The sequence below is a fragment of the Mixta theicola genome (genome assembly GCF_002895925.1).
Lineage (GTDB): Bacteria > Pseudomonadota > Gammaproteobacteria > Enterobacterales > Enterobacteriaceae > Mixta > Mixta theicola.
The window spans coordinates 34,003-57,794 of sequence record NZ_NWUO01000002.1 but is presented as its reverse complement, the minus strand read 5'-3'; the positions used below and the strand labels follow the sequence as shown (position 1 = coordinate 57,794).

Sequence of the window (23,792 nt, the reverse complement as noted above, 5' to 3'; positions counted from 1 at the left end):
TAAGGGACGGGCAATAAAAAACCACCTCCTGAGAGGTGGTTTTTTGCAACGTTCCAGCCCGGCTGGCATAAGGTTTTATTTCAGGTACTGGCCGCTGCGCAGCGCTTCAATACGCTTATCCAGCGGCGGGTGCGACATAAAGTATTCGCTTAGCGACTTACCTTTACCGTTGATACAAAACGCCATCATGCTGCCCGGCTCCTGCGGCTCGTAGCTGGTTTTTAACCGCTGCAGCGCCGCAATCATTTTTTCACGGCCGACCAGGCGCGCAGAGCCGGCATCGGCATGGAACTCACGGTGACGCGAGAACCACATGGTGATGATGCTGGCGAGAATACCAAACAGCAGCTCCAGCACCATCGACACGGCAAAATAGACCAGCGGGTTACCGTTGCTGCTCTCTTCATTTTCCCGATCGCCCGACAAAAAGCCTGCGGCGATTTGCGCGAGAATACGGGAAATAAAATCACAAAGGTGTTCACGATGCCCTGAATCAGCGTCATGGTCACCATGTCGCCGTTAGCAATATGGCTTATCTCATGCGCCAGCACCGCTTCCGCCTCGTCACGGCTCATGTTCTGCAACAGGCCGGTAGAAACGGCGACCAGCGAGGCATCGCGGCGCGCACCGGTGGCGAACGCGTTAATGTCGGGTGCATGGTAAATCGCCACCTGCGGCATAGCGATTCCCGCCTGCTGCGCCTGACGTCCTACCGTTTCCATTAGCCAGCGTTCCGTTTCATTACGCGGCTGTTCAATCACTTCGCCGCCAACGGAACGCAGTGCCATCCATTTTGACATCAGCAGCGAAACAAACGCACCGCCAAAGCCAAACAGACCTGCCATTATCATCAGGCCCTGCACACTGCTTGACTGAATTCCTGTCAGGCTCAGAATCAGCCCGAATACCAACATCACGGCAAGGTTGGTCAGCAGGAAAAGAGCAATACGCATCATAAACTTTAATCTTCCTCAGTTAACTAAGCGCCCATGCGCGGATATACATCGTAGGGGTATCGCGTAGCTTTTCAAGCATCCTTAACGTTTAAGTGCCTAAAAAGACATAACTTTACATTTTGTCGCAATCTTTTTTAACTTTGCCTTACGGCAGTAAACGGCCCGGCGAAACAATGACGCTAAATAAAAAAGCACCGCTTACGCGGTGCCTTTTAAAGAGTGGCTAAATCGACGATTTATTTTGCCGTTGCCGCTTTTTCGCTCGGCTGTTCCGGCTGCTGATGCGCCAGATCGTTAGCAATATTGACCGTTTCATCCAGATAAGGATCGGGCTCCTTATAATCCTTCGGCAAATCATCAAGGTTAACCAGCGGCTTTTTCCCTTCCGCTTTATAGCGAGCGTTAATCCGCTCCAGGCGCAGCGCATCATCTTCATGGTTCTCTTTCTCACGCTGGGCAAGATTGAGCGACACGATATTGCGCTTATCCTTCATGGCGTTATAACGCTGAATATCTTTGATGATGTACTGGAACTCGGCATCTTTAGCGATACGCTGCTGATGCGCTTTGGTCAGCTGAGGCACCAGATCGCTTAAATCGCCCGATTTGGTATAGCTTGCCGCATCGATGCTATCCCACGGCAAGGCGTTATCCTCGAACTTCTCGCCGGTTTCCGCCGCTTCAATACCGGTTGGCATCAGCAAATCGGGCGTAACGCCCTTACGCTGCGTACTGCCGCCGTTAATGCGGTAGAATTTTTGAATCGTGTACTGGACCGAACCCAGCGCAGGCCATTCAGGACGCAGCATCTGGTCGTAAATACGGTTCAGCGAACGATACTGCTGCACGGTGCCTTTACCAAAGGTCGGTTCGCCGACAATCAGCGCGCGTCCGTAATCCTGCATGGCTGCTGCAAAGATTTCCGACGCCGAGGCGCTAAAGCGATCGACCAGCACCACCAGCGGGCCTTTGTAGTAAACCACACCGTCATTATCGCTATCTTCCCGGACTTTGCCGTTATTATCGCGCACCTGCACTACCGGGCCGCTGGGAATAAACAGACCGGAAAGCGACACCGCTTCGGTGAGCGCTCCGCCGCCGTTAGTCCGCAGATCGATAACTACGCTATCGATGTGCTGCTTCTGCAGTTTCTGCAGCTGCACCTTCACATCATCGGTAAGGCCAACGTAGAAGCCGGGAATATCCAGCACGCCAACCTTATCTTTGCCGACGTTATGCACGCTCATTTTGACGGCGCGATCTTCAAGACGGATTTTCTCGCGCGTCAGCGTAACGGTTCGGGTTTTGGTACCTTTTCCGGCAGGCAGGATTTCCAGGCGCACTTTGCTGCCCTTCGGTCCTTTAATTTTTGCCACCACGTCGTCCAGCCGCAGGCCGATGACATCTTCAATCGTTTTACCCGGCTGACCTACGCCAACAATACGATCGCCGACGCTCAGCGCTTTGCTTTTCGCCGCCGGGCCGCCCGCCACCATCGAATTGATGACCGTGTAGTCTTCATCCATTTGCAGCACCGCGCCGATACCTTCCAGCGACAGGCTCATTTCGGTATTAAACTGTTCGGTATTGCGCGGGGAGAGATAGTTAGTATGGGGATCGATTTCATGCGCAAACGCATTCATCGCCAGCTGGAATACATCTTCGCTGTTGCTCTGCGCCAGGCGACGAATGGCTGAATTGTAGCGCTTGGTGAGAATATCTTTACTCTCAGCGTCGTTCTTACCGGTCAGCTTCAGGCTGAGCCAGTCGTACTTAACCTTAGCGTCCCACAGCGCGTTCAGTTCAGCGGCGTTTTTCGGCCACGGCGCCTTGCTGCGATCGATATCGATCGTATCGTTGCCGGTAAAGCTCATCGGCCGGTTCAGCACCGACAGCGCGTACTGATAACGCTCAAAACGACGCTTTTGCGTCAGGTTGAATAATTCGTAAAACACCGTAAGTTTGCCGCTGCGCAGCTCATCGCCCAGCGTGTTTTTTTTATCAGCGAATTGCGCCACGTCCGTCGCCAGCAGCACATTGTGGCTGTAGTCCAGCATATTCAGGTAGCGGTCAAAGATTTTCGCTGAGAACGTCCGATCGAGATCGAACTGACGGTAGTGAGAGCGGGTAAAACGTGAGGTAACGCGTTCGCTAACGGTGGCGTGCTGCGGCTCTTCCTGCAGCTGCGGAATTTGATCCGCGCGGGTAATGCTGTCAGCGGCAATAGCGTGACCTGCCAGTAGCAGGCCCGCCATCACGCTCATCTTAAAAAACTTGTTCATGCCCAGGGTGGCCTCCGTTTCAGAACTGTAAGTGTTCTGCGCGTACGATCATTGCCAGGCCGGAAGCCAGCTGTACCCGGACGCCATCCCTGGAGATCTCAAGAACGGTAGCGTCCATCGCGCTTTTGCCAGCTTTAACTTTAATATTTTGACCAGGCTGCAGCGCTGAGGTGTCGGTAACGGGTTGCGGACGCGGCTGACGCGGTACGGCAGGCGCACGCTCCTGAGCCGGACGCGCATCGTTAGCGCGGGCTTTGCGCGCAGGCTGACGTTCGCCTTCGGCAGGTTTACGGCTGGCGGCTTTACGCGGACGACGCGCAGGCGCATCTTCACCGGCACCGGCTTCACGCTTTTTCGCCTGCTGCTGCTGACGCTGCTGCTGAATACGGGCTTTCGCCTCTTCGAGCTGCTTGCGCGCATGTTCAACATGCTGCTCTTCCAGCTCGCCACAGGCGTTGCCATCCAGATCGACACGGGTTGCGCCCGCTTTAACGCCGTACAGATAGCGCCAGCTGGAGGTATAAAGACGCAGAGCGGAACGTAACTGCGTTTTGCTCAGGTTCATTTCACCCTGAACACGTTCGACGAGGTCTTGAAAGATACCGATTTTAAGCGGACGCGCTTCACCTTCGGCACTAAAGCAGTGCGGGAAACGCTCCGCAAGCCAGGCGATGACTTCTTTACTGCTATTCAACTTAGGTTGATTTTCCATGAAATTTCCTGATTACAACGGGTTGCCAGCAAGCCGCAGGCATGAACAGGCGACATTATAATGACCCCATCAGCAATTGCCACGAAATCCAGCGTTTTAGCCACGATTCAGATGAATATATTTTTTAACATCGCTTTGGGCTAATACGTCGCAAAGCGCGTTGGTAAAGGTTTGCAGACCGATTTCATCTTCGCTGTCAAAGCGATTGAAGCGCGTACTGTCGATATCCAGTACCCCGATAACCTCATCATTGACGATAAGCGGCAGCACGATTTCAGCGTTGCTGGCGGCATCACAGGCGATATGGCCGGGGAATGCATGCACATCATCCACGCGCTGCACGCTCTTCTCTGCAACTGCCGTGCCACAAACGCCGCGGCCAACCGGAATACGTACGCAGGCGATTTTGCCCTGGAACGGCCCCAGCACCAGCGTCTTCTCTTCGGTTAACAGATAGTAGCCCGCCCAGTTAACGCCTTCCAGGCGCTCAAACAGCAGCGCGCTGCTGTTGCTCAGCGCCGCAAGAAAACTGGTTTCACCGGCGATAAGCGCACGCAGATCGCGGTTAAGATCGTGATAAAATTCTTGTTTGTTCATTTTCCGACCATCTTAAAAGCAAGCGGACGGCTACAATTGAGCCGTCCGGTAAAATAAGCATTAAATATCCGTAGCCACAAGGTGAAGGATCACGGGAGTTAATATAACCTTAGGATCCTGCGGATCGGATTATCAAAACGGGCTAAGCCCCTCAGCGTCCGTTTGACGTCATTTAAGGACCGTGCTTATCTGCACGATGAGGGTCACCGCTTTACTATATGAAAATACATACTATCAGTCACGTTTTGCCTCATGAACGTTATCAGCGTTGTCCGCAATGCGATACCCTTTTTTCCTTACCGGATGTTAAATCCTGCCAGTCTGCTCATTGTCCGCGCTGCAACGCCAAAATCATGACCGGTCGTGACTGGTCGATGACGCGCTTGACGGCAATGGCGGTAACCATGCTGCTGCTGATGCCCTTTGCGTTTACCGAGCCGCTTATCCAGATCCGCCTGCTGGGTACGCCGATTCGCGCCAACCTGCTGACGGGCATTATGCAGATGACCATGCAGGGCGACGTGCTGACCGCCGCGATGGTTACCTTTTGCACCATTGGCGCGCCGGCTACGCTGGTCGCAGCTATCGCCTTTCTGTTTTTCGGCAACCGGCTGGGCATGAATTTGCGTCCGGTACTATTGATGCTGGATCGCCTGAAAGAGTGGGTAATGCTGGATATTTATCTGGTGGGCGTGGCGGTGGCGTCGATTAAGGTAAAGGATTACGCCGATATTGACGTCGGCTACGGGCTGTTGGCGTTTATCGCGCTGATGATCCTTAGCCTGTTGACAATCATTCATCTCAACGTAGAGCAGCTGTGGCACCGCTTCTATCCGCAGCCGCAGGCGGAGGTGGCGCAGGAAAAATTACAGATCTGCCTGAACTGCCATCATACCGGGATGTCGGATATGCGCGGGCGCTGTCCGCGCTGCCATACGCGCCTCGCTCATCGTCGGCCCTACAGCCTGCAAAAATCGTGGGCGGCGCTCATATCCGCCATCGTTTTCCTGATCCCGGCCAATCTGCTGCCGATCTCGATTATTTATCTGAACGGCGGACGCCAGGAAGATACGATTTTCTCCGGCATCCTGTCGCTGGCCTCCGGCAATATCCCGGTGGCGGCGATCGTGTTTATCGCCAGTATTCTGGTGCCCTTTACCAAGGTGCTGGTGCTGCTGGTGCTGCTGCTTAGTATTCATTTTCGCTGCCAGCAGGGGCTAAAAACCCGTATCCGGCTGCTGCGCATGGTCACCTGGGTGGGACGCTGGTCCATGCTGGATCTGTTTGTGATTTCGTTAACCATGTCGCTGGTAAATCGTGACCAGCTGCTGGCTTTTACTATGGGACCGGCCGCCTTCTATTTTGGCACCGCGGTAATTTTAACTATCCTCGCCGTACAGTGGCTGGATAGCCGTCTTATTTGGGATGCTCATGCAACAAACGCCGACTACACCGACTAGAGCGCAGATAACCAACAAGCGTAAAATCTCGCCGTTCTGGCTGCTGCCTTTTATTGCCCTGATGATTGCCGGTTGGCTGCTGTGGACCAACTATCAGGAGCGCGGCACCACGGTCACCATCGACTTCGCTCAGGCCGACGGCATTGTGCCGGGGCGCACGCCGGTACGCTATCAGGGGGTTGAGGTCGGCACCGTGCAGGGCATCAGCCTCAGCGACGATCTGCGTAAAATCAAAGTGCGCGTCAGTATCAAAAGCGATATGCGCGATGCGCTGCGTGAGGATGCGCAATTCTGGCTGGTAACGCCTAAAGCCTCGCTGGCGGGCGTTTCCGGGCTGGATGCGCTGGTCGGCGGTAACTATATCGGCATGATGCCGGGCAAGAGCGGGCCGCGCCGGGAGAACTTCGTTGCGCTGGATACGCAGCCGAAATATCGCGTCAATACCGGAGAGATGCTGGTACACCTGCACGCGCCGGATCTTGGCTCGCTGAACACCGGATCGCTGGTTTATTACCGAAAAATTCCGGTCGGTCGCGTGTATGACTACACCATCAATCCCGACAATAACGGCGTGACCGTTGATGTGCTGATTGAGCGCCGCTTCACTAATCTGGTGAAGAAGGACAGCCGTTTCTGGAACGTTTCCGGCGTCAAGGCGGACGTTAATCTTGGCGGGGCGAAAGTGGAGCTGGAAAGCCTGGCGGCGCTGGTGAACGGCGCGATCGCTTTTGATTCCCCACCCGCTTCGCAGCAGGCCACCAGCGAAAGTAACTATCAGCTTTATCCCGATCTGGCCCACAGCCAGCGCGGGGTTATCGTCACGCTCGATCTGCCCAATGGCAAAGGCCTGCAGGAAGGCAGCACGCCGCTGCTCTATCAGGGGCTGGAGGTCGGCACCCTGTCCAAAATGACGCTACAACCCGGCGGCAAAGTGATCGGCGAGCTGACGTTAGATCCTTCCGTGGTTGGGCTGATGCGCAGCGGTACGCGTATCGAAATGCGCAGCCCGAAAGTCAGCCTGAATAATCCTGACCTGAGTTCGCTATTAACCGGCACCACGCTGGAGCTGTTCCCAGGCGATGGCGATCCGCAAAGTCGCTTCCAGGTACGGCAAAGCAACGAGGCGCTGTTACAGCAGCCCGACGTGCTGACCGTGCGGCTGATCGCGCCGGAAAGCTACGGCATCGATGCGGGCCAGCCCGTGGTGCTGCGCGGCATCCAGATTGGTCAGGTTATTCAGCGACGTCTCACCGCTAAAGGGGTGGAGTTCGAGGCGGCAATTGCCGCTGAGCATCGCCAGCTGGTGCATGCCGACAGCAAATTCATTATCAACAGCCGGCTTGACGTTAAATTTGGCCTGGACGGGATGAAAGTGCTGGGCGCCAGCGCCAGCGAATGGGTGGAAGGCGGCATTCGCCTGCAGCCGGGCGACAAAGGCGCGCCGCTCAATCGGTATCCGCTGTACGCCAATGCGGAGAAGGCAGAGGAAGGTATTATCGGCGAACGTCCGCCGACCACCCTGACGCTAACGGCTAACAGCCTGCCGGATGTTCAGCCCGGATCGGTCGTGCTGTATCGCAAGTTCCAGGTGGGTGAAATTGTCGATGTGACGCCGAAAGCCAATGAGTTTGTGGTGGCGGTGCATATTAAGCCGGAATATCGCAAGCTGTTGACGCCCGATAGCGTGTTCTGGGCGGAAGGCGGCGCAAAAGTACAGCTGAACGGCAGCGGCCTGACGGTACAGGCTTCGCCGCTGAACCGAGCGCTGCGCGGCGCGATCAGCTTTGATAATCTCGCAGGCGCCAGCAGCAGCAAAAATGAAACGCGCGTGCTTTACAACTCCGAGACCGCTGCGCGCGCCGTCGGCAGCCAGATCCTGCTGCACACCTATGACGGCAGCAAGCTCTCAGCCAACATGCCGATTCGCTATCTGGGGATTGATATCGGCCAGGTTGAATCGCTGGCGCTCAGCCAGGATCATAATCAGGTGATCGCGAAAGCGGTGCTTTACCCGGAATATGTACAAAGCTTTGCCCGCACCGGCAGCCGTTTCTCGGTGGTTTCGCCGGAAATATCGGCCACCGGGGTTAATCATCTGGAAACGCTGCTGCAGCCTTATATTAACGTCGATCCGGGTAAAGGCAGTCTGATTCGCCGTTTCGAGCTGCAGGAAACCACCATTACCGATTCACGCTATCTGAACGGACTAAGTATCGTGGTCGATGCGCCGGAAGCGGGATCGCTGGGCATCGGCACGCCGGTGCTGTTCCGTGGCGTTGAGGTCGGTACGGTAACCGGTACCTCGCTCGGCAGCATGGCGGATCGCGTGCAGGTTCAGCTGCGCATCAGCAAGAAGTATCAGCATCTGGTGCGCAATAACTCGATATTCTGGCTGGCCTCCGGCTATAACCTGGAGTTTGGCCTGATTGGCGGGGTGGTGAAAACGGGCACCTTCCAGCAGTTTATTCGCGGCGGCATTCAGTTTGCCACGCCGCCGACGGTGCCGCTGGCGCCGCAGGCCGACTCCGGCAAACATTTCCTGCTGCAGGACGAAGAGCCCAAAGATTGGCGTAAATGGGGGACGGCAATCCCCTCTTCCTGAAATGCTTCGGGAGCCTGCCTGTCAGGCTCCCCTCTTCATCAGCTTTCATCATAGCTGTGGTACACTTCCCGCCTGATTTTTTCGCAACTACCGGAACTCTGTCGTGCCCCAACAATCCCGAGCCAGTTTCCCTGAGGCCTTCCTTGATCTGATGCGGCAGACGCTGCCCGATGAAGCCAGCCTGCAGGCCTTTCTTGCTATCAGCCAGCAGCCGCTGCGCCGCAGCCTGCGCGTGAATACGCTGAAAATCAGCGTGGCGGACTTTTTAAGCCAGACGGCTGGCTACGGCTGGCAGCTAACGCCAATCCCCTGGTGTGCCGAAGGGTTCTGGATAGAGCGCAGCGAAGAAGATGAAGCGCTGCCGTTGGGCAGCGTCGCTGAGCATCTCAGCGGGCTGTTTTATATTCAGGAGGCCAGCTCAATGCTGCCGGTTAGCGCGCTGTTCGCCGCGCAGCCGCAACCTGAACACGTGATGGACGTGGCGGCCGCGCCCGGATCGAAAACCACCCAGATGGCGGCGCTGATGAATAATCAGGGCGTGATTGTCGCCAATGAATATGCGGCCAGCCGGGTAAAAGTGCTGCACGCGAATATCAGCCGCTGCGGTATCAGCAATACGGCAATCACCCATTTTGACGGACGCGTCTTTGGCCCGGCGCTGCCGGAAACGTTCGATGCCATTCTGCTTGATGCTCCCTGCTCCGGCGAAGGCGTGATCCGTAAAGATGCCGACGCGCTGCGCAACTGGACGCTGGAAAGCACCAACGCCATCGCGGCAACCCAGCGCGATTTGCTGGACAGCGCCTTTCATGCGCTCAGGCCCGGCGGCACGCTGATTTATTCAACCTGTACTCTGAACAAGCTGGAAAATCAGCAGGTCGTGACGTGGCTTTGTCAACGTTATCCCGACGCACTGGCGATCGATTCACTGGCCGATCTGTTTCCCGGCGCGGATAAAGCCGCCACGCCGGAAGGCTTTTTGCACGTTTTCCCGCAGCTTTTCGATAGCGAAGGTTTCTTTGTGGCGCGGCTACGCAAAACCGCCAGCGTCGAATCGCTTCCCGCGCCGGGTTATAAAGTAGGTAAGTTTCCTTTCAGTCCGCTGTCGCGTAAGGATGCGCAAACGGTGATGCAGGCCGCCGCAAAATCGGGTTTGCACTGGCAGGCGTCGCTCTCGCTATGGCAGCGCGATAAAGAGATCTGGCTATTTCCCACCGCAGCAGAGCCGCTGTTCGGTCGGGTTCGCTTTTCACGCATTGGGCTGAAGCTGGCGGAGACTTTTAATAAAGGCTACCGCTGGCAGCATGAAGCGGTTATCGCTCTCGCCCGTCCCGATGCGGCCAATAGCGTTGAGCTAAGCGAAAGTGAAGCGGAAGAGTGGTATCGCGGGCGTGACATCTGGCCGCAGGCACTGCTTCCACGCGATGAAGTGCTGGTTACCTGGCAGCAGCAGCCGCTCGGCCTGGCGAAAAAGGTAGGGCAGCGTTTAAAAAACAGCTATCCACGTGAGCTGGTACGCGACGGTAAACTGTTCCGTCGTTAACGCGCTTCCTGCAGACCGAGCGCTTATTGAATTTTAATCAGCGTAAGTCGATTGCCGAAGACGGCGCCGGTATCAATAAAGTGTTGGTTCCAGCCGCTAAGCGGCTGGTCCAGCGGCGTATGACCAAAATAGAAGGCATCCGCACCGGCGATCGCTTCCCCCTGCCCGTGCTGTAAGTGATGGATCCGCTCGCGGCCCCAGACCACTTCATATTCATCAACCGGCTGTTCAAAAGCGTAATGCGATGCCGGATAGTCAGCATGGGCGACAATCACCGTGCGCTCCTCCAGGTTGATATGCAGGATTAAAGGCAGCGTTTGACACTGCATCAGGGCGCGCTGTGCCTCATCGCGCGGTTTGCCCTTCAGCCGCCAGAACCAGTCGCCGCCGTTCATTTTCCATAGCAGCGTGTCGTTCCGTAGCAGCGCGTTCAACGCCATTACCTCATGATTACCGCGCACGCTACGAAACCAGGGCTCCGCCAGCAGACGCAGGCAGCCCAGGCTATCTGGCCCACGGTCAATTAAATCCCCGACCGAAACCAGCAGATCCTGCTGCGGATCAAAGCGCGCGGCCAGCAGCTGTCGATCCAGCAAGGCACGGCAGCCATGCAAATCACCAACAATATAAATATGCCGCCAGTTATCGCCGTTAAGGTATTGATACAACATGATGGTTTTCCTTACAGCTGTAAGGGTGATATTGATGTGCGGTTAAGGCTATAGCCTCTAAAGTGTAGCAGCGGAGTCAATTACAGGTGCGGAACAGAATGAATAACCAGAAGAAGTTTATTATGATGCTGATCTGCCTTTTTAGCGGAAGCCTGCTGTTACTGGAAATTCTGGCTCGCCTGGTGCACAAATTCATCGTGGGTTAAGCGCGCCGCGACCTTCGCCGCGCGCGTTAGCCAATCAGCACATGCAGAATTATTTATCGTCGAGGAAATGCAGCACCGCATCGGTAAACTCTTGCGGCGCCTGTAAAAATGCAAAGTGGCTAACGGTGGGCAGAATCAGCAGCCCGGCGTCAGGGATCGTCGCGGCAATATGTTCCAGATGATTGCGGTCGATAGCCTCATCATGATCGCCATCAGCAATCATTACCTGCGCACCAATATTTCGTAAATCCTCATCGCGCCATTCGGGCTGCGACTGCCACATCTGGCTAATCTGCCGCACAATGTTTTGCCAGTCGTCAGGCGTTGCCGATAGCTTTTTATACTCTTCGGCCGCACGGGAAAGATAGGCGGCAAACAGCGGATTCTGTTCCACGCCAGGCTTTACGCCCTGCGTGGTGGTATTGGGGGCAAAGGCAAAGACTTTGCTTACCCGCTGCGGATAACGCATCGCCATATCCAACCCGACGATCGCCCCGTCGCTCCAGCCAACAATAGCGGCTGTCGGCAGATGCAGACGATCCATCAGGGCAATAATATCGTCGGTCATCAAATCATAGCCGTAAGGCTGCGCGTTATGCGTACTGCGACCGTGTCCACGGCTGTCAACCACGATCACCTGATAATGCTTCGCCAGTTCCACAACCTGCAGCCCCCAGTAATCGCTGTTGGCCAGCCCGCCGTGCAGCAGAATGACCGGCGCCCCTTTGCCCATCGTGGCGTAATAAAGCTGAATACCGTTCACCCCGGCATAGCCTGTTTGCATGCCAGCGACCGGAGCGGGCGTGGCTGGTAGCCGCTGCCAGCGCGTTCCCCAATGGCTGTGCTGTGTTTCCGTCTGCGCTAATGCAGGGGCCAGCGCCAGAACGCCTGCCAGTAAAATTGCCGGTTTGCTATGCATTAAACGAATTCCCGTGACGGTTGTGAAGAGGATTAATTGGCCGGACGGCGGGCTATCGCGCAGGGATCGGTCGCAGGACCATAGCGATAACTTTCTTTGCTACGCTTAAATCTGTGCTCTTTATCGCATAAATCAGCGAGAACCGCTATGCACTCCAGAGATTTTATCGGATCCGGCAGCGCGCCGATCGCGTTGGCGCTTATGTCAAACGCCATTTCGGCCAGGGCCGCTGGAAGCACAGGATTTAAACCCGCCGCTGGCGATGCCGTCCTCATCGCTAACAGCAAGGATCGTGCCTGAATATCCTGCGTTTAGCTAAAAAAGCGCGGTTCACAGCCATTTGCAAAAATAAAACGGTTTGGCTAGTCTCCTTTTTTCCCTGCACAGGAAGCTGAAGATGTCCGCTGCTATTCGTCTTGCCTTAGTGGGTGATTATCGCCCGACCGCCGTTGCTCATCAGGCTATTCCGCTGGCTATCCCTCTTGCGCTAAGCCAGTTAGATATTACCGCTACCTGGGATTGGTTGCCGACATCGTCGATACATAACGCAGATGCCCTGACGGGCTATGATGCCATCTGGCTGGTGCCCGGCAGTCCCTATCAGCACGATCGGGGCGCCTTTACCGCCATTACCTGGGCGCGCGAGCGGCAGGTTCCTTTCCTTGGTTCCTGCGGCGGCTTTCAATATGCGCTGCTGGAATATGCGCGAAACGTGATGGGCTGGCACGATGCCGGACATGCGGAAACAGACGAGACGGGGCGTTTAGTGATTACGCCGCTGGCGTGCTCGCTGGTAGAGAAAACCGGCGATGTGAAGCTGGAACCAGCAAGCCGCATTGCTGACGCTTACGGTACGCTATCGACGCATGAAGGCTATCACTGTAATTTTGGCGTTAATCCCGCTTTTATTGATGAGCTGAAGGCGTTTCCATTACGCATCAGCGCTCACGATACGGCGGGCGATGCGCGAGCCATTGAGCTGCCCGATCATCGCTTTTTTATCGCCACGCTGTTTCAGTCTGAACGAGCGGCGCTACGCCAGCAAATTTCACCGCTGGTGCTGGCATGGATTAAAGCGGCCGTCTCCTGAGACTGATAATAAACAGGGGGAGCAACCTCCCCTTGCACTTCCGTTTAAACATTTCCTTTCGGCGGGATAACAACCACCTCAGCAAAAGCGCATTAATTTGGCTCATAAAGCAGTTAAGTTTCGTTTCCGTATAATTGATATTTTCTAAAAACCGCAGCCCTATGCCTTTTACTTTTATCTCATCTAAAAGGCGTTTAATTTTTGCAATATAAAAGTAATCCGGATACATATTGCGCTGATGAGCAATAATAAAGGCAGGTTTTTCGCTGCCTTTATTATGAGTGTTTATTTTAAATGTGGTATATACCGTTACGTACGCCCGGATTAATCTTAATTTATCAATTTTTCCTGAGTATTATCCGCTCCTGGAACGTGCCCGCATAAAGCCTGTTACGCCAATAATCTATTCTTTCAGCGTTCTGCTCGCTTCGTCTCTTAGCCCCGTATGCCAGCGCCAGGCCTTGCTGTCGTCGATCGCATCGTGCCTGCTGAAGCAGGTTAAAATGGCCACAGTAAATAAGTAAATACCTCGGTAGCGGCGTTCTGGCGTTCTCCCCCTGCCCAGCGCTTAGCTTTATTTCTGCTAGACTTAATTTACTCAACGCTTTCAAAGGAGAAAAAATATGTTAGGTAAATCTGCAGATAAAGTACGTGAAGGCGCAGGTAAGGCTCAGGAAGCTTATGGTCGCGCAACGGATAGCTATACTGATGAAACCCAGGGCGCCGCGCGCAAATATGCAAGCCAGGCAAGTTATGCAGTAAAAGACGCCGCTGATTGCGTGAGAAGCCAGATTTCTTCTAACCCGGTCGGTGGATTAGCTGTTGCAGCGGCTGTCGGTGTGGTATTTGGTTATCTGTTAGGCCGTAAATAACGGCTCTCAGACTGGCAGGTTTCCTGCCAGTCTGCGCCTGGTAAAACACTTTTTGCCATCCTCCCCGCCCGAAAGGACGGGGTTGTACGGCGCTCCGGATAATAACCCGTTTAGTATTCCAGCTGTCACCAGCCACAAACATCAGACTCTTCTTCTGTGTCGTAACCTCTGACAATATTGACCAGGTCCTTTACCACCTCAGCTGCAACATCCGGCACCAGCAGGCTCAGGGGCGTCTCCGTTTCAAAATCAGCCGAAACGCCGTTGCTATTATTAGTAACCGTAACGGTATAAGTAGCCTTCTGCATATAATCCTCTTTATTTCTGAGAGTTAGCCGTTTGACGTAAGCCAGCACCTTTTAGCAGCACGTCAGGCGCCACAAAGAATTCAATATTGAAATACGTATCATCGGTCATCAGTTCAATGTGATGCCATTTTTCTGGCGGAAATACACCAAACTGGCCAGCTTCAATCAGCAATTCGTTATCCGGCTCAGCACTTTCAGCATCGGCAAACCCATAGTATTTAACCGCCCCCTGCATTACCGACAGGCGCGGATAAACGCCGGGCTGAGTATTATGATCGAGATGGCGCTGAAACAATCCGGCCGGAGCGTCATCCTTATTCCAGAACGGCGTAGAACGCGTATGGATGCAATTTTTTGGGATCCGCAGCACAACTTTTCTCCTCGGTAGATAAACGGTGAGCTCAGGCCGCTATTTCACCACTTAATCTTAATGAGTACTTTTCTAAAAGTGCATTTCTAAGGCTATTTTTCTTCATGATTATTAACTACGTTAAATAACGGTTTATCGCAATTTATAAAATATGATAATTATTTAATATTACTGAGTGATATTAAATTTATCAGGAGAGATGTTAATTGATTTTTAACATATCCAGACAGCTTTTTACTAAAGTGTGCAGCATAAACACCGAACACACGGCATACGCTATGTTATCTGCCATCATCTCGCGGCCATCCCGGCCACAGATAATTTCGGCGCGAGAGATGTCGGCCTTTCATTCCTGTTTAAATTTTAACCCGAGCGGGTAAAAAACGCCCCTTTTCGCTATACGGACGCGCTGAACAACATCGGTGCTCATACAAACACGCTACGTTTTAATCCATACACCGAGCTGATTAACCTCTGGCGGGCCAACATGCCATCAAAACAGACAGGAAACTTATCCACAGAAAATGGGGGTAGCCTGTGTATAAATGCGTATAAACCGGGTTTTGTCATCAAAAAAGCGGCCGTTAAAGACCCAGACGAGGCTGTCTAACCGTGGACGTAATAGCCCCGTGCGTAAAATTTTGACCGATGTCTTAGCAACAACAAACGCGACTTTGGCACGATCAAACGCCTGTCTGAGGTGTTATCTGCCACCCTGTAAGGCATTAAAAATGCTCTAAGCCTGTCTCTCATAACCGCTTGCCAGCTAAAAGTGGTTAAAGTTTTAGCGGAATTAGCCGATTAAATAAGCACGGGAGCAAACCCGATTTATCACCAGGGGGGCAAAGAATGAGTTCAGTAAAGAAGAGTTGGTTTGTAAAGTTCATTATAAAAAAAGGCGGGCAAGCTGTTGAAATGTCTTTGTCAATTCATGGCGAAAACGCTGTTCGTGCTTTAAATGATTTTTTTGATGAGCAATCTGTCAGACATGGCATTTTAAGATCTGATATTGACGTAACAGCAATGAATATCGTTTGATATTAATAAGTTAAATTTTCGGGCTGCCCAGGCGGCCCTTTTTAATACCTGAACCCGTCAGCATCGCAGTTCTGGCCGCTAACTATTCTTCATCCGCCTTCCATCGCCGATAAACCCTTTTATTAATGACCGTTTTGAGTTGCGGTTATCTCGCCTGGCTTTTTGGCGCAAGAGTTATAGAGTCCACCCGATTAGCAACAAAAACGCCCCTTAGTTTTGCGCGCTTTCGTGACAGGTCATTTATTGAACAATGGCATTTTAAGGTTTATCGAATGCAGCCTGCCGATCCGCCTCTGTCTTGTAGTGTCTGCTACTAAAGAATTAAGCCCCAACGTATCACCGTCGGGGCTGGCAGTTAAAAGAATCAATAACATTCTTTTTTACTCGGATTTGCGTCCGCCGCCGTGGCTATGCTCGCCACCTTTTTTACCTGCTTCTGAAGCTTTTTCGCGGTCATTGGCGAAGTTACCGCCGCTATGCTGGCCGCCTTTCTTACCCGCTTCAGATGCACGCTCTGGGTCATTAGCGAAGTTACCGCCGCTATGTTGCCCGCCTTTCTTACCTGCTTCAGATGCACGTTCTGGGTCATTAGCGAAGTTACCGCCGCTGTTATGCCCGCCTTTTTTACCTGCTTCAGATGCTTTTTCACGGTTTTCTGCGAAGTTACCGGAACCACCACGATGTTCGGCCATAATATCCTCCTGAACATATTGTCATTAGTTTAATGGCAACCAGCATAATGCTAATTACACCGGACATTTTTCGTGTTGCATGAATAATACTAGTCGCCCCAGACAAAGTTGCGAATATATTTCCTGATTATTTTTATCCGGGAAGAAATAAAACACATAAATCATATGATACAAGCTAACCGCAAAATGGATTTTCCCTTAGTAATTAAACAAGTGCAGCAAGGATTCATTAAAATAGGTTATTACAGCAGTTACATTTAATTACTCTAATAAATCTTCTTACAAACATAATAATAAGTATCCCTCCGCAACAAAAATTTAAGCTAACTTACTGATTAGTAACTTTTTATAGCCCAGCTTTCGGCTGCAGCCCGCCAGCCGCTCCCGCTATTAACTGGCCCGCTGCGCCGGCAATGTGAGCTTGTTAAAGGTTATTTACTTATATAGAGCCAGCGCCCGGCTTCAGCAGAGGCTATCAACATACTGACCGTCAGCGGCTCCGGCTGATGATGGTCAGTTTTTAGATAAGCCGGTAATATTGCATTTGGAAGAAACCGTATTCCGGCATTAGGGAAATATTGACGAAAATTAAAGCCAGTCATATCAACTTCGCACTGCTTTACGTATTCCTCAAAAAAATCAAGCGCATCTTCCGGTAATACTGTTTTTTTGCCGGTGCTTAATGATTTCTCATCAGGCATATCCCAGAAATGCTTTTTTAGAAGCGCATGATGATGCCAATAAAAACCGAAAAACTAGTTTTTTACCGCGGTGTTGGCGCCTCGTGGTTGCCAGATCCGTCAGGAGTACCTTTGAAAAAAAGCGACACATGGCCGCCTCTCTCTGTTCTGTCTGATTGTGCCGTCAGTTGTATAACCACCGGCCAGCCTTTGCTGACTCGACAAGCATTTTTACGGTGAGCCGGGCCGGAGGGGAGTGATCCGTTTTCATTCTCTCAGGAAGCAAAAAATTGGGTAAAAAGGGAATACCAACACGGGGATAATACTTAAACCAGTTGATACCGGAACAGTCCACGGCAAAACGCTCCGAAAATCGTTCCATCATGCTAAAGACATCTTCAAAAACGGTCATTGAACGACCCGATGTCAAACTGTCATCTATACCGAGTTCATGCGCACCCAGTTCTTTCCTGACAAACTGCAAAATTTCAATTTCTTTATCATCATTCATACCCGATGCTCCGGTTTAACGATGAGATTGAAGCGCCATATACTGTTCCTGGTAATCATAATCACATCATATGCAGTGATGATTACTCCTATCCACGGCAACCATCGCCCGATCAAACCGCCCAGGCTATTTGTTTTGGCCCACTGCCCGTTTAACATTGTTCTCCATGTTGGTGATTTCCACTGGCTATTCAGGCGGTGCCTGATAAAAGTTCTCATCGCCACAGATAAAGGGCTGGTATTTGGCGTTGCCCTTTTTGCGTCCAGCTTTCCACGGGTGGGAACCATCGGGATACCACCAATGATAAGGCCCAGAGAAAAAACGTCGCTTACCCTAATTGCTTGCGGGCCTCATCCAGCACTATCCAGAACGCCAGTTCTCCGGCGCTAAGATTTAGCATTCCATCAAAAAATAAGTCCCGTTAAGCTGCTCTGTAGTATCCATACGCTCATCCCTATTGTTCAGTACCGTTTAATAGTACCGACTTAAATTTGAGCAGTCCAGATGAGCAAGGCCAACCGGCACGTTGTTGCCAGGCTTTGTGTATGCCGTCTTTCTGGCTGTCCGCATAAGCCATCGGCAGGAATTTGGCGCAAGGCCGACCGGTGCGAATGCTGCGATTATTTGGCCATAAGAACATCGCTATGACAAAAAAATATCTGGATTCACGTGGTCAGGAATATGTGATGGTTTAAAACGGATACGACTTTTCGGACAAATTTCGAATGCTTTCGAACAAACAACAAAAAAAAATTATAAATCAATAATATAAAAAAAGACCGAAGACGATTATCGGTCTTATATTTCATATAGTTACGGGCCGCATTGGCGATGTAATGGCTACACAATTTTTTCTCACGTACTATTCTAAAATATCTATCGCTTTAATCTTTTGGATAGTGGCAACAATCTCATCAGGATTACAATTGGATGCATCGATTTCTTTTATTTTGTTTCCATCGAAAACAATCCGAACTTTTTTTCCACGATTGACAAAAGATACGATTACCCCTACTACTCCGCCAATAAGAGTAGTTGCTATCGGCAACGCAATGTTTATGTACTCAAGGTTGCCAACCGAGTAACATAGAGGACCTCTTTCATTTTTTTGCCCTAACTTATCGAGTTCATTCTTAATCTCGTCTATAATATTCCATCTTGCCCGACAATGGATTGATTCAATGAAATTATTCATATTTACTAACAAACTCCCTTTTATCAAAAGACTCAAATTTGCTGCTGTATTTTTTAACAGTGGATTAACCATTATTACTGGTAAAAATCTTTCATTCTCATTTCAAACAACACCAACTGAAAATATTGGTTTCTTTGGAGCAGACGTGTACCAGCAAAATTTACCATCTAATGAAACCATTGTTTTACTCTCCAGTGAGGATAAAGTCATTAAAAAAAATCCGTAATGATTTTTACACCATAAAGCATTTCAGATGACAAACCGAATGCTATTTTATCCTGATTTAATCATATAGTTAGAAAATAAATAGACAGCAAAATGTCTGCTCCCACTATATTTCAAGTTAAAAATTTGAGTGTTGCGGCCGCAAGACAAGGCACTTGTGGCCTCTACACCAAAAAACTATCTATCACAATTTTTAATTATTTCACCTGCTATTAATAAGCTGTCTTGATAAGTTTGTAATATTGTTTTTTGTGCATCTTCATGAGAGTTCATCATAAGAAAGTCACTAACGGATATTGAGCTACCAGCCCAATTCGGTATTTTCCTTCGTACTATACTAAGAAATGCAGCATTAGTTGTAGAGCTTATGTGGGCCGTATTATTTCTTATAACCTTTAAATCATTTAGGCTATCTTGTATCGATGAAAGAGAGACATTGAATGGCTCTCCATTTTCTATAAAAAGTTTAGAAATTCTTTTGACTATTTCCACATTGGCCCAGTCTACATATTTTTGCGTTCCAATGATCATTTTATTAGCATGTAATTCATCAATCGGCGACAAATACCTCAAAGGTAATGGTTCAACTAAACCTGTATTGCCGCTTAAATATTTTAGCAACGTCTCCTCTAAATAAGACTCCCAATAAATAAACATTTTAAGGAACGCAGACTCAACAATAAAATTTTTTATGTCATTAACAACTGGCTCTTGATGAGCATTTGTGATTAAGCTATTAACAAAGAGAATCCCTTCCTCAAATTTTTTATAACTTTGTTCTAAGGACATATCATACCTCGCCCAGAATCACATCATTCAAATACTCACTCCTTCGTATACGTACCGCTGTATCAGTTGTTGCTCGTCTACAATCATTTAAAAATTGAATTTCTCTTTCAGTGAGCTCGGCTTTATTTTCCTCCATAAAAATAAGTTCTATTCTATCCAATCTATTGGTGATTTTAGCAATATCACCGTCTTCTATTCTCTGCCCCACAGCTTTTAAGTTTGGAACTCCGAACTGAATATGGTACAAGGAAACGAATAAAGAGTAGATAACATGAATACGTCTAAATTCTTTATCTTTTAATCCTTCAGGGTATAACTGCCTAATTAATGAAACAATCTGACCAAATTGTACTTCTAATACTTCAACATCGACTGGCAACTCATCAGTTTCGTACAGTTCATAATATTTTTCAATTTGCTTTTTAGACTTTATGCCATCATTTAATGCCACCAATATATCAGAAACCAGCTCTACGTCTGACATCCTCAATATTTTTTGTGGTGTAAGTATTTTATTATCTATCCAAAAATCGTTATTTTCATGTGCAAGTCTGTCAGCTAATGTTTTGAAAGGACCAAAATGGTTAGCGTGAATTTTTTCTTGTGTGTTTAACAATACTGAATAAGAATTCAACCTTCCAAAAACATCCAATACATCGGCATCTGACATATTAACCAACAAATCGACTGATATTTCATAACTCAATATTTGAGCCTGAATATTTTCATCAACTTCTGATAATTGTGAGTAGTATTTACCACCAAATTTTTTATTATGTTGTTTGCTGATAGGGAACGCATCTTTAATAAAACTCAATATTGTTCTTAGTCTCTGCTGTCCGTCGACAACCTCTCTTACTGATTTCCTAGTTTGAGCATTTGTTTTTTGCCTTATAAATACCTTAGGCATAGGCTTACCATTAACTATAGTATCCATCAAATAAGATTTTGCTTTCTCATTCCATACGGATTTCCTCTGAAATCTAGGCGAGAGTTCAAGTTGACCGTTACTTTCCCATTCAAGAAAATCATGTATGCTGTACGTTCTAGAGTCGAAGTTTTTCATTTTAATTCCTCTACTTAAAAAAATATTTCATTATACAGAATCCAAAAAACTAGCCACGCTTATTTCGGCCTTTATAATCAACAAGTTACATTGTAAGCTGGCGATGAAATGGCTACAACTTTTTCATCCTATCAGTCGCACAGTTCCAAGCCCTTATCGAGTAAGACACCAATACTCTTTTTGGTGCCAGGATAATCGGGATCATCAAGCCATACTGAGTTTAAATCCCCTGCCTTAACCCTGCCAGATTTTGCTAATCCTTGGGCTATCCCGTTTATAGGATATTTGATTTCACTCATTGGATTGATGACAAAAACTCCATTACCCGGCACGCAGGTCAGAACGGCGCGATCAAAGCTAAGTGGCCACTCATCACTAAAATCTCTCTTAAAAACAGCCTCAGAATTCTCTTTAGCTAATGCAGTACCACAGAAGCTTAAAGTTAAAGCTAATAAGATTAATTTTTTCATGATTCCCTTCTATATGTTTTTTTCAAGAGTAAATAAAACTACACCATAGGGTTCAATATCTCCTATGGCACACTCATAACTAATAGCGTTATTGGTTAATCTTAATTTGCTGCCCGGTAACCGAGAAATGTCGAAAACGTCATATGCTCCGTCAACGATAACGAACCATCGACCACTACCAATTTCATTTGGTGATCTATCAATAAGCCAAGAATATTTCACACCTTCAATATATTCGGCGTTATCTGTAGGAGTGTTGAAAAGAGAGGGATCTGCAGTCCAATGACCAGAGTCCTTAAGGCGACCAGATTCAAATCTGAACTTCGGGATTCTGCTAATGGGGGCAGCTTCAGGCTCTGAAATTTTCGGCTCTCCCTTCCCTGTAGCTAACCATTTTAGAGACACACCTGTATCTAACGCGCAGGCCACTACCACGTCGCCCGGGAAATAGTCACGACGAACCCAAGTACTAACTGTGCCCGAAGATATATCTAATAATTCACAGAGCTGTTTTTGTAATGTAAACCCGTATGCGTCCATGAGGCGCCGTAAGACTGGCTTACCACCGTTTGACATTACCTCATCATAAAGCTCTTTCCCCTTAAGGTCAGAGCCTTGAGTTACTGAGCTTGCTTTTGCAAGCTCGCCAGTTACTAACCAATTGACGTCGCTTCCAGTATCTAGAGCACATTGAACAATAACGTTTCCAGGAACCTGTCCCCGTTGCAGCCAACTCGCCACATTGCTTTTGGCAATACCTAACTTATCGCTTAAATCTTTTTGCATTGTAAACCCATATGCCGAAAGGATTCTTTCAAGCACATCGCCTGCAACAGCACTTTCAAGTCGCATAATTCTTACCGTCACTCGCAAAAATGCATTTACAGTTCAAATAAAGCGATCTACAGTAGCCACACACCACATGTAACACCGTAGAACAAAATCGCAATAGGAGATACTGCGTTATGCAAACTGAAAAATCAAACAATGGGGTAGCATTTGACTTACTGCAGTCAAAAGAATTCCTCACTAATATTTCCTCTCTGTTGATGCCTGCCTTGAGCGCTGCAGTCAATGAAGCTGTTGAACGTGCAGTAGCTGTAAGCACATCACCCACTATGTCAAAAGATGATTTTGCCGCGGTAAACGGTATCAGCAAAGCCGTCCTTGAAAAGTGGATAGCTAATGGAGTAGTGCTGCTTGCCCCTACCCCTTCAACCACTTACACGCAGAACAGGAAAAATAAAAAAACTGGTCAGGTTGTTGAAACAACAATGACGAAGCATGGCAACCCGCTGATTAACGTGGCTGCGTGGCGCGAGAAGAATCGCCAACACGCTCTTAACTGCCGTTACATCAAACCTTAACTTGATTATGCAAGCTCAAGGAACGAACTCCATGTTTGATTTTCAGGTTTCCCAACAATCGCACTATGAAAATGCCTGCCGGGCTTTTGCCTCTCGCCACAACATCCGTGAGCTGGCTAACAAGGTTGGTATGAATCAGCAGACTTTACGCAACAAGCTGAACCCCGATCAGGTGCATCAGCTTACTGCACCAGAAATCGCAATGCTGACCGACGTTACTGAAGATGCCACGCTTATCGATGGCCTGCTGGCGCAGATGAAATGCCTGCCAGCCGTACCAGTGAATGAAGCCAAAGCAGAACGCATGACGCATTACGTTATGCAGGCAACTGCTGAGCTGGGGAAAGTTGCTGCTGCAGCCGTATCCGGCGAAAGAATGACAGCCTCACGCACAAGCGCTTTCATGGAAAACGTTAACGCAGGCATTCGCTGCCTGTCGCTTATCGGCTTAACTGTTCATGCGCGTGTCCAGTCAAACCCGACTCTTGCCAGCACCGTTGATGCAATCAGCGGGATAGGCGCGTCAATTGGCCTGAGCTGAGGTGAACAATATGATTTCCTTTGCATCATTGCTTAAGCGTCAGAGTCCGTCACCTGCTTACGGTCACGGTTGGATTATGGGGAAAGACGGAAAGCGCTGGCATCCAAGTAATGACCAGAAAGCTCTGCTGCGTGGGCTGACAAAGAAACAAAAGCCAATGCTCAAATTCATTCTTAAGGTTGGGGGTTAATATGGGGCGTGCGGCAATAGCAGCAAAGACAATGCAACCGGCAAAGCCATTCACACAGATTCACCTCGTGCATGCACGTGTTGATACCGTTGAGAAGATGACTTTTAGCGAGTTTCAACAGGCGTGGCGCAAAATGCGTAAGAACAATGACAACCCGGCGCTGCGTTATTTCAACCGCCAGAATGAAGAATTTAAATTCTGTGTAATGACCCTGGCTAATCGCGAGCGCCCGGCAACATTCAGACAGGATGAAATAGGCAGGCCGTTTGAAAGTTTCACAGAGTCTCAGCGCGAAATGATTATCAGGGCGATGAATAAAATGTGTCGCTGGGGTCGTATTCTCCCCCGTCAGTTTTCAGTCGCAGACAGTTTTTTATCTGAATAAATAACGAATCTCAAAATCAATGGCGTAAACACGCCGGGCATTCTTTTGCCCGAAA

The 23,792-nt window shown here is 49.7% G+C and carries 25 protein-coding genes and 4 pseudogenes; 11 read left to right on the top strand and 18 right to left on the bottom strand.

Annotation, left to right across the window (positions count from 1 at the left end; translation table 11 throughout):
- Positions 1 to 75: 75 nt before the first annotated feature.
- The 4 genes and pseudogenes from htpX to COO59_RS02825 all read right to left on the bottom strand — a co-directional run bounded on the left by htpX (position 76) and on the right by COO59_RS02825 (position 4,547).
- Positions 76 to 956, bottom strand: a pseudogene (gene htpX, locus COO59_RS02840) (protease HtpX).
- 236 nt (positions 957 to 1,192) lie between these two features.
- Positions 1,193 to 3,238, bottom strand: coding sequence for a carboxy terminal-processing peptidase (gene prc, locus COO59_RS02835; protein WP_103058341.1), 2,046 nt, complete (start codon positions 3,236 to 3,238; stop codon positions 1,193 to 1,195).
- A 19-nt stretch (positions 3,239 to 3,257) separates the two neighbouring features.
- Positions 3,258 to 3,950 carry an RNA chaperone ProQ gene (gene proQ, locus COO59_RS02830; RefSeq protein WP_103058340.1) on the bottom strand — a complete coding sequence of 231 codons (693 nt, stop codon included), beginning with the start codon at positions 3,948 to 3,950 and terminating at the stop codon, positions 3,258 to 3,260.
- A 96-nt stretch (positions 3,951 to 4,046) separates the two neighbouring features.
- Positions 4,047 to 4,547, bottom strand: a complete 501-nt coding sequence (locus COO59_RS02825) for a GAF domain-containing protein (protein WP_103058339.1) — start codon at positions 4,545 to 4,547, stop codon at positions 4,047 to 4,049.
- Between the two features lie 218 nt (positions 4,548 to 4,765).
- Between COO59_RS02825 and yebS the strand changes: the two genes are divergently transcribed.
- The 3 genes from yebS to rsmF all read left to right on the top strand — a co-directional run bounded on the left by yebS (position 4,766) and on the right by rsmF (position 10,152).
- Positions 4,766 to 6,007 (top strand): membrane integrity lipid transport subunit YebS, encoded by a 1,242-nt coding sequence (gene yebS / locus COO59_RS02820; RefSeq protein WP_103058338.1) that lies wholly within the window; start codon positions 4,766 to 4,768, stop codon positions 6,005 to 6,007.
- The gene (locus COO59_RS02815; RefSeq protein WP_103058337.1) at positions 5,973 to 8,609 is read left to right on the top strand and encodes a PqiB family protein; all 2,637 of its coding nucleotides are present in this window, start codon (positions 5,973 to 5,975) and stop codon (positions 8,607 to 8,609) included. Before yebS ends, COO59_RS02815 begins: the two co-directional genes overlap by 35 nt.
- A 103-nt stretch (positions 8,610 to 8,712) precedes the next feature.
- The gene (gene rsmF, locus COO59_RS02810) at positions 8,713 to 10,152 is read left to right on the top strand and encodes a 16S rRNA (cytosine(1407)-C(5))-methyltransferase RsmF (protein WP_103058336.1); all 1,440 of its coding nucleotides are present in this window, start codon (positions 8,713 to 8,715) and stop codon (positions 10,150 to 10,152) included.
- A gap of 23 nt (positions 10,153 to 10,175) precedes the next feature.
- Here the strand turns inward: rsmF and COO59_RS02805 are convergent, their stop codons facing one another.
- Both COO59_RS02805 and COO59_RS02800 read right to left on the bottom strand, forming a co-directional pair.
- Positions 10,176 to 10,823 (bottom strand): metallophosphoesterase, encoded by a 648-nt coding sequence (locus COO59_RS02805; RefSeq protein ID WP_103058335.1) that lies wholly within the window; start codon positions 10,821 to 10,823, stop codon positions 10,176 to 10,178.
- Positions 10,824 to 11,078: 255 nt separating this feature from the next.
- A complete protein-coding gene (locus COO59_RS02800; protein ID WP_103058334.1) occupies positions 11,079 to 11,948 on the bottom strand; it encodes an alpha/beta fold hydrolase in 870 nt (289 codons plus the stop codon).
- Between the two features lie 397 nt (positions 11,949 to 12,345).
- Here COO59_RS02800 and COO59_RS02790 point away from each other — a divergent pair, with 397 nt between their 5' ends.
- Both COO59_RS02790 and COO59_RS02780 read left to right on the top strand, forming a co-directional pair.
- On the top strand, positions 12,346 to 13,038 hold the full coding sequence (locus COO59_RS02790) for a CTP synthase C-terminal region-related (seleno)protein (protein ID WP_103058332.1): 693 nt from the start codon (positions 12,346 to 12,348) through the stop codon (positions 13,036 to 13,038).
- Positions 13,039 to 13,661: 623 nt separating this feature from the next.
- Positions 13,662 to 13,910 (top strand): CsbD family protein, encoded by a 249-nt coding sequence (locus tag COO59_RS02780; protein WP_103058330.1) that lies wholly within the window; start codon positions 13,662 to 13,664, stop codon positions 13,908 to 13,910.
- A gap of 125 nt (positions 13,911 to 14,035) precedes the next feature.
- Here the strand turns inward: COO59_RS02780 and COO59_RS02775 are convergent, their stop codons facing one another.
- On the bottom strand, positions 14,036 to 14,218 hold the full coding sequence (locus COO59_RS02775) for a DUF1869 domain-containing protein (RefSeq protein WP_103058329.1): 183 nt from the start codon (positions 14,216 to 14,218) through the stop codon (positions 14,036 to 14,038).
- A 10-nt stretch (positions 14,219 to 14,228) separates the two neighbouring features.
- Positions 14,229 to 14,588, bottom strand: a complete 360-nt coding sequence (locus COO59_RS02770; protein WP_103058328.1) for a TehB family protein — start codon at positions 14,586 to 14,588, stop codon at positions 14,229 to 14,231.
- An 849-nt stretch (positions 14,589 to 15,437) separates the two neighbouring features.
- Here COO59_RS02770 and COO59_RS02765 point away from each other — a divergent pair.
- Positions 15,438 to 15,626: a hypothetical protein gene (locus COO59_RS02765; protein WP_103058327.1), complete on the top strand. Its 189-nt coding sequence runs from the start codon at positions 15,438 to 15,440 to the stop codon at positions 15,624 to 15,626.
- 380 nt (positions 15,627 to 16,006) lie between these two features.
- Here the strand turns inward: COO59_RS02765 and COO59_RS21135 are convergent.
- The 6 genes and pseudogenes from COO59_RS21135 to COO59_RS02735 form a co-directional block, all read right to left on the bottom strand.
- A pseudogene (locus tag COO59_RS21135) lies at positions 16,007 to 16,168 on the bottom strand (con-10 family general stress protein); the annotation flags it as partial.
- Positions 16,157 to 16,318: pseudogene (locus COO59_RS21130) on the bottom strand (con-10 family general stress protein); the annotation flags it as partial. The pseudogenes COO59_RS21130 and COO59_RS21135, both read right to left, overlap by 12 nt.
- A gap of 431 nt (positions 16,319 to 16,749) precedes the next feature.
- On the bottom strand, positions 16,750 to 17,019 hold the full coding sequence (locus COO59_RS02755) for a DUF1493 family protein (RefSeq protein WP_103058325.1): 270 nt from the start codon (positions 17,017 to 17,019) through the stop codon (positions 16,750 to 16,752).
- A gap of 163 nt (positions 17,020 to 17,182) precedes the next feature.
- On the bottom strand, positions 17,183 to 17,509 hold the full coding sequence (locus tag COO59_RS02750; protein WP_103058324.1) for a DUF1493 family protein: 327 nt from the start codon (positions 17,507 to 17,509) through the stop codon (positions 17,183 to 17,185).
- Positions 17,506 to 17,953, bottom strand: a pseudogene (locus COO59_RS21590) (STM2901 family protein). Before COO59_RS21590 ends, COO59_RS02750 begins: the two are co-directional and overlap by 4 nt.
- A 418-nt stretch (positions 17,954 to 18,371) precedes the next feature.
- A complete protein-coding gene (locus tag COO59_RS02735) occupies positions 18,372 to 18,704 on the bottom strand; it encodes a hypothetical protein (protein ID WP_103058323.1) in 333 nt (110 codons plus the stop codon).
- Between COO59_RS02735 and COO59_RS02730 the strand changes: the two genes are divergently transcribed.
- Entirely contained in the window at positions 18,691 to 18,930 is a 240-nt protein-coding gene (locus COO59_RS02730) for a hypothetical protein (RefSeq protein WP_103058322.1), read from the top strand. The two genes, COO59_RS02735 and COO59_RS02730, sit on opposite strands and share 14 nt — an antisense overlap.
- Positions 18,931 to 19,106: 176 nt before the next feature.
- Here COO59_RS02730 and COO59_RS02725 read toward each other — a convergent pair whose 3' ends face one another.
- The 4 genes from COO59_RS02725 to COO59_RS02710 form a co-directional block, all read right to left on the bottom strand.
- A complete protein-coding gene (locus COO59_RS02725; protein ID WP_103058321.1) occupies positions 19,107 to 19,718 on the bottom strand; it encodes a hypothetical protein in 612 nt (203 codons plus the stop codon).
- A gap of 1 nt (position 19,719) precedes the next feature.
- Positions 19,720 to 20,784 (bottom strand): DUF262 domain-containing protein, encoded by a 1,065-nt coding sequence (locus COO59_RS02720; protein WP_103058320.1) that lies wholly within the window; start codon positions 20,782 to 20,784, stop codon positions 19,720 to 19,722.
- Positions 20,785 to 20,915: 131 nt separating this feature from the next.
- Positions 20,916 to 21,254: a DUF2511 domain-containing protein gene (locus tag COO59_RS02715; protein ID WP_103058319.1), complete on the bottom strand. Its 339-nt coding sequence runs from the start codon at positions 21,252 to 21,254 to the stop codon at positions 20,916 to 20,918.
- Positions 21,255 to 21,263: 9 nt separating this feature from the next.
- Entirely contained in the window at positions 21,264 to 22,106 is an 843-nt protein-coding gene (locus COO59_RS02710) for a phage repressor protein CI (RefSeq protein ID WP_103058318.1), read from the bottom strand.
- 113 nt (positions 22,107 to 22,219) lie between these two features.
- Here COO59_RS02710 and COO59_RS02705 point away from each other — a divergent pair, with 113 nt between their 5' ends.
- Genes COO59_RS02705 through COO59_RS02690 form a run of 4 tightly spaced genes read left to right on the top strand, consistent with a single transcriptional unit; the run spans position 22,220 to position 23,737 of the window.
- A complete protein-coding gene (locus COO59_RS02705; protein WP_103058317.1) occupies positions 22,220 to 22,621 on the top strand; it encodes a hypothetical protein in 402 nt (133 codons plus the stop codon).
- Between the two features lie 31 nt (positions 22,622 to 22,652).
- Positions 22,653 to 23,162, top strand: a complete 510-nt coding sequence (locus tag COO59_RS02700; RefSeq protein WP_103058316.1) for a phage regulatory CII family protein — start codon at positions 22,653 to 22,655, stop codon at positions 23,160 to 23,162.
- Between the two features lie 10 nt (positions 23,163 to 23,172).
- The gene (locus COO59_RS02695; RefSeq protein WP_103058315.1) at positions 23,173 to 23,352 is read left to right on the top strand and encodes a phage filamentation protein Fil family protein; all 180 of its coding nucleotides are present in this window, start codon (positions 23,173 to 23,175) and stop codon (positions 23,350 to 23,352) included.
- Between the two features lie 31 nt (positions 23,353 to 23,383).
- The gene (locus COO59_RS02690; protein WP_103058692.1) at positions 23,384 to 23,737 is read left to right on the top strand and encodes a hypothetical protein; all 354 of its coding nucleotides are present in this window, start codon (positions 23,384 to 23,386) and stop codon (positions 23,735 to 23,737) included.
- The last annotated feature ends 55 nt before the right edge of the window (positions 23,738 to 23,792 follow it).